Raw genomic sequence first — 3,001 nt, 5'->3', positions numbered from 1 at the left:
GGCGCTGCGCGCCATCCTGCGCCAGGACCCGGACGTGATCATGATCGGCGAGATCCGCGACTACGAGACGGCGCAGATCGCGATCCAGGCCTCGCTCACCGGCCACCTGGTGCTGGCCACGCTGCACACCAACGACGCGCCCAGCGCCGTCACGCGCCTGACCGACATGGGCGTGGAGCCCTTCCTGCTGTCCTCCAGCCTGCTGGGCGTGCTGGCGCAGCGCCTGGTGCGCAAGCTGTGCCCGGACTGCAAGCGCCAGGACGACCTGGGCCGCTGGCACCCGGTGGGCTGCCCAGCGTGCGGCCACAGCGGCTACCGCGGGCGCACCGGCGTGTACGAGCTGATGGTGGCCGACGAGCAGGTGCGCAGCCTCATCCACGGCCGCGCGCCCGAGGCGCAGATGCGCGCCGCCGCCGAGGCCGCGGGGCTGCGCTCCATGCGCGAGGACGGCGAGCGCCTGGTGGCCGAGGGCATCACCTCGCCCGAGGAAGTGCTGCGCGTGACGCGCGAATAGAGCGATTCGAGAAACGCTGAAACCCCCATAGGTTCCTGACATGCCCGCCTACCGTTTCGAGGCCCTGACCGCCAGCGGCAAGACCAGCACCGGGCTGCTGGAAGCCGACAACGCACGCGCGGCGCGGGCGCAGCTGCGCGCGCAATCCCTGGTGCCGCTGCAGGTGCAGCCCGTGGCCGCCGGCGCGGATGGCGGGCCCACGGGCCTAGCGCGCTGGCGCGGGCGCGTGTTCGGCAGCACGGCGCTGACGGTGTGGACGCGCCAGCTCGCCGGGCTGGTGGGCTCGGGACTGCCGCTGGAGCGGGCGCTCACGGCGCTGGCCGACGAGGCCGAGGACCCGCGCCAGCGCGAGCTGGTGGCGCACCTGCGCAGCGAGGTCAACGCCGGCGCCGCCTTCGCGCGCGCGCTGGCCAGCGCCCCGCGCGAGTTCGACGACGTCTACCGCGCCGTGGTCGCCGCCGGCGAGCAAAGCGGCGCGCTGGGCACGGTGCTGGAGCGGCTGGCCGACGACCTGGAGGAGCGCCAGGCGCTGCGCGCGCGGCTCATCGGCGCGACGCTGTATCCGGCCATCGTGTCGCTGATCGCGGTGGTGATCGTGGTGTTCCTGGTGACCTACGTGGTGCCGCAGGTGGCCTCGGTCTTCACCAGCTCCAAGCGCGCGCTGCCGGCGTTGACGGTGGCGATGCTGGCCATTAGCGACTTCACCCGCAACTGGGGCTGGCTGGTGCTGGCGCTGCTGGTGGCCGGGGGCGCCGGGCTGGTGTTCGCGCTGCGCAACGCGGCCTTCCGCGAGCGCTTCGACGCCGCCTGGCTGCGGCTGCCGCTGCTGGGGCGGCTCTCGCGCGGCTACAACGCCGCGCGCTTCGCCGGCACGCTGGCGATGCTGGCCGGCGCGGGGGTGCCCATCCTCAAGGCGCTGCAGGCGGCGGCCGAGACGCTGTCGAACCAGGCCATGCGCGCCGACGCGATGGATGCGCTGGTGCAGGTGCGCGAGGGCGCGCCGCTGGCGCTGGCGCTGGCGGCCAAGAAGCGCTTTCCCGGGCTGCTGTCCATGTTCGCGCGCCTGGGCGAGCAGACCGGCGAGCTGCCGCGGATGCTCGGCCGCGCCGCCGCGCAGCTCGGCGCCGAGGTGCAGCGCCGCGCGATGGCGATGGCCACGATCCTGGAGCCGCTGCTGATCGTGGGCATGGGCGGCATCGTCATGCTCATCGTGCTGGCGGTGCTGCTGCCCATCATCCAGCTCAACACCTGGGTCAAGTAGCCCCGGCGTGGTGCGCGGCGGCCCTCCCCCGCGCATGCGCGCCCACAAGCGTGAAGACGGCACGCCAGCCGTGCCCGATGGGCCTTTCCCACTGGGCCCGCCTCTTGCTTAAATTCAGACAAAAGGCGCAGCGGCACGGTCCTTCCGCGCTGGTTGGCGGTCAGATGTGGTCCGCGCGCCTCGAAGTGCAAGGAGGTGTTCATGGCTGCCCCATCGACCGATCTCGTTCCTTCCCCGGCCAGCGGCATTCCGATCGCCAGTCTGCGCAGCCTCTACCGCGTGGAGGAAGTGGAGCGGCGGCTGACCAAGCTGCCCCCGCGCGAGCACGAGCACCTGCGCAGCACCTATGAGCGCATGCTCGAGAAGGGGCCGGAGCGCTTCCAGGTGAAGCCTTCGGGGCTGCCGGCGATGCAGCACCTGTACGAGGAACTGCCCAACTTCCGCGAGGTGCTCGACGACGTGCGGCGCCAGCTCGCGCTGTGCCACGACAGCCGCGACGCGCTGGAGATCACGCCCATGCTGCTGCTGGGCCCGCCGGGCATCGGCAAGACGCACTTCGCGCGCGCGGTGTCGCAACTGCTGGCCACGGGACTGGGCTTCATCTCGATGAGCTCGCTGACGGCGGGGTGGGTGCTCAGCGGCGCCTCCAGCCAGTGGAAAGGTGCCCGCCCTGGAAAAGTGTTCGAGACGCTGGTGGACGGCGCCTACGCCAATCCGGTGATGGTGGTGGACGAGATCGACAAGGCCCGCGCCGAGCAGGCCTACGACCCGCTGGGCGCGCTCTACGGGCTGCTGGAGCACGACACGGCGCACAGCTTCACCGACGAGTTCGCCGAGGTGCCCATCGACGCGAGCCAGGTGATCTGGATCGCCACGGCCAACGACGAGCGCTGCATTCCCGAGCCGATCCTCAACCGCATGAACGTGTACGAGGTGCAGCCGCCGGACCACGAGGCCGCGCGCTGCATCGCGCTGCGGTTGTACGAGGGCATCCGCGCCGCGCACGACTGGGGGCGGCGCTTCGAGGCCGAGCCACAGCCGGAGGTGCTGGAGCGGCTGGCGGCGATGGCACCGCGCGAGATGCGCCGCACCTGGATGACGGCCTTCGGCAACGCCCGCCTGGCCGGGCGCGACCACATCGAGCCGGCGGACCTGCCCGGCGCGGCGCCGAAGCGCGCGCCCATCGGCTTCGTGGCGCAGTAGCGGGCGCGCCGCGGCGGCGGCCG

3 protein-coding genes are annotated in these 3,001 nt (G+C 72.6%); all 3 read left to right on the top strand.

Going from position 1 to position 3,001, the window contains the following annotated elements; genetic code table 11:
- Positions 1–514 (top strand): ATPase, T2SS/T4P/T4SS family (locus Q0741_RS24750; RefSeq protein ID WP_298235859.1); only part of this gene is annotated, 514 nt, incomplete at its 5' end.
- 40 nt (positions 515–554) lie between these two features.
- Entirely contained in the window at positions 555–1,775 is a 1,221-nt protein-coding gene (gene gspF, locus Q0741_RS24745; protein WP_298235858.1) for a type II secretion system inner membrane protein GspF, read from the top strand.
- 201 nt (positions 1,776–1,976) lie between these two features.
- On the top strand, positions 1,977–2,978 hold the full coding sequence (locus tag Q0741_RS24740) for an AAA family ATPase (RefSeq protein WP_298235857.1): 1,002 nt from the start codon (positions 1,977–1,979) through the stop codon (positions 2,976–2,978).
- Positions 2,979–3,001 lie beyond the last annotated feature (23 nt).

Source organism: uncultured Azohydromonas sp. (assembly GCF_937926365.1).
Lineage (GTDB): Bacteria > Pseudomonadota > Gammaproteobacteria > Burkholderiales > Burkholderiaceae_C > Azohydromonas.
Note: the sequence above shows the minus strand (reverse complement) of the source record. Positions and strands in the feature narration are given on the sequence as shown.

What these genes read in the sequence shown, in the direction of transcription:
- gspF (WP_298235858.1), top strand. Translation starts at nt 555, where the DNA reads ATGCCCGCCTACCGTTTCGAGGCCCTGACCGCCAGCGGCAAGACCAGC.
- Q0741_RS24740 (WP_298235857.1), top strand. Translation starts at nt 1,977, where the DNA reads ATGGCTGCCCCATCGACCGATCTCGTTCCTTCCCCGGCCAGCGGCATT.